The organism is Zhongshania sp., from assembly GCF_041584495.1.
Lineage (GTDB): Bacteria > Pseudomonadota > Gammaproteobacteria > Pseudomonadales > Spongiibacteraceae > Spongiibacter.
Map to the genome: position 1 here is coordinate 1 of NZ_JBFHDY010000250.1, position 2,198 is coordinate 2,198.

2 protein-coding genes are annotated in these 2,198 nt (G+C 50.0%); both read left to right on the forward strand.

What is annotated here, in order from left to right; genetic code table 11:
- Window positions 1-140 precede the first annotated feature (140 nt).
- Window positions 141-956, forward strand: a complete 816-nt coding sequence (gene eutC, locus ABYP33_RS18780) for an ethanolamine ammonia-lyase subunit EutC (RefSeq protein WP_373092839.1) — start codon at window positions 141-143, stop codon at window positions 954-956.
- 282 nt (window positions 957-1,238) lie between these two features.
- A partial coding sequence (locus tag ABYP33_RS18785; protein WP_373092841.1) for a sensor domain-containing diguanylate cyclase occupies window positions 1,239-2,198 on the forward strand: 960 nt, incomplete at its 3' end.

A 2,198-nucleotide genomic window follows, 5' to 3' on the forward strand; every position in this document is an offset into this window, starting at 1 on the left:
GCTATTATCGCTGCCGCCCGCACCGGAGTTTTTACAGTGGTTGCAAAAAACCGAGATTATGGATGCCAAAGGCAATTTGCTGAGTGGGCAGTGCCTGCCTCCGGTGTTTGCGAAAGCACTTAACTTTACGGAGGCTGGCCATGGGCAATAGTACAATCGATAGCTGGCAGCCGCTGCGCGGCTACACCAGTGCCCGCATTGCACTGGGGCGGTCGGGTGTGGCTACTAGCACCGCGGTAAACTTGCAGTTTCAACTCGATCACGCCCGGGCCAGAGACGCGGTCCACCAAGGTTTAAATGTGGACGCGCTGGCGGCGGTCTGCACCGCTACCCTAGCCGATATTGGGGGTAATCACCGTCAGCATTTACTGCCTGCTATACAGCTCAGCAGCCAAGCCCGAGACCGCCATCACTATTTGCAACGGCCAGACTTGGGGCGCCAATTGCCCGAATTACAGTGGCAGGCCTTGGCTGAGCACGCCGCAAGCCAAGCACCGATCGACGTGGCCTTAATTGTTGGTGATGGGCTGTCTTCTGCCGCCGTCAGCGCCCACGCCGCACCGGTATTGGCGATGCTGATTGCCGGTTTGGTTGAGCTCGGCTTGCAGCTAGGTCCCTTGTGCATTGCGAGTCAGGCCAGGGTTGCGTTGGCTGATGATATTGGCGAAGCACTAGGGGCGAGCTTAAGTGTGATCTTAATTGGCGAGCGCCCGGGCTTAAGTTCGCCGGACAGTCTTGGTATGTATATTACCTATAGACCTAAACGGGGCTGCTCGGATGCCGAGCGCAATTGTATTTCGAATATTCGCGATGCTGGCGTGAGCTATCAGCAAGCGGTGGATACGGCCTTGTACCTTATTCGCGGGGCACTGTTAAAGGGCTTTAGCGGCACCCGTTTAAAAGACGATTCTGCGACCCTAACGGCCTCTTGCCTGGGCGTTCCATTTTTAAAATAAAACCTTAGGCATCAAGTTCTTGTTTGCCGACGTTGGTATTTAAGCTGAACATTTTAAGTATGGTAGTGGTAAGCCCGTATGGGATTGTGCAACTTGTCCGGCCAAAATATTATCCTGGGTCAATTTTAATTATTTGTGGTGCAGTGGAAAGAGACTCCACATCACTTCAAAACGCTATTTGACGACTATACTACAAAGCAGAACTGTAAGATTTGCCGATACGTTTGTAGGACGAGGGCAAATGTTAGGTAATTAGATGCAGTACGCTGCCGAGGTGATTTTGTGATAGCTCCTGAGATTCCGGAAAATGAAGCCGAGCGCTTAAAAACACTGCGTGCATTGAATATTTTAAACACACCGATGGAAGAGCGTTTTGATCGCATTACACGCATGGCGCGGCGTTTGTTTGATGTGCCTATCGCATTAATTAGCTTGATTGATGAAGACCGTCAATGGTTTAAGTCGTCTATGGGCTTGGCGGTGCGTGAGACACCTCGAGACATTTCCTTTTGCGGCCACACCATTCTCGACAACAATATTATGCTTGTGCCGGATGTACGCGACGATAAACGCTTTTTTGATAATCCCCTGGTAAGCAGTGAGCCCAATATTGGTTTTTATGCCGGCTGTCCGGTGCGCGCGCTAGACGGACATGTGCTCGGTACCCTGTGTTTAATTGACACAAAGCCAAGAGATTTATCAGCGGAAGATTTGGAGATAATGCGTGATCTTGCACTGATTGTTGAAGCGGAGATCGCGACGGTGGAACTGACGACGGTAGATGAATTGACCAGCCTCAGTAATCGACGCGGCTTTCTCATGCTGGCAGAGCACGGCCTAAATATGTGTGCCCGCCGTCATTTACCCGCTTCACTAGTAATGATTGATATTGACAAATTCAAAGCGGTAAATGAAGCCTATGGTCACCGTGAGGGTGATCGAGCATTGCGCAGTTTTAGTGAACAAATGAAAAATAAATTGCAGGCTTCAGATCTGTTTGCCCGAATTGGCAGCGATGAGTTTGTCATCTTGTTAACCAATACGTCTGTTCAAACCGCTGAATCAGTAATGACGGACTTCATCAAAACCTTAGGCGAATTTAATGCACGGATAAATCGGGGCTATGAGTTGGCATTCTCCTACGGCGTTGTCGACTTTAATGCGAATAGACACTCAACGGTGGAAAAAATGCTCGCCGACGCTGATATTATTCTGTACGACCAGAAAAAGAAAAGGCGCTAC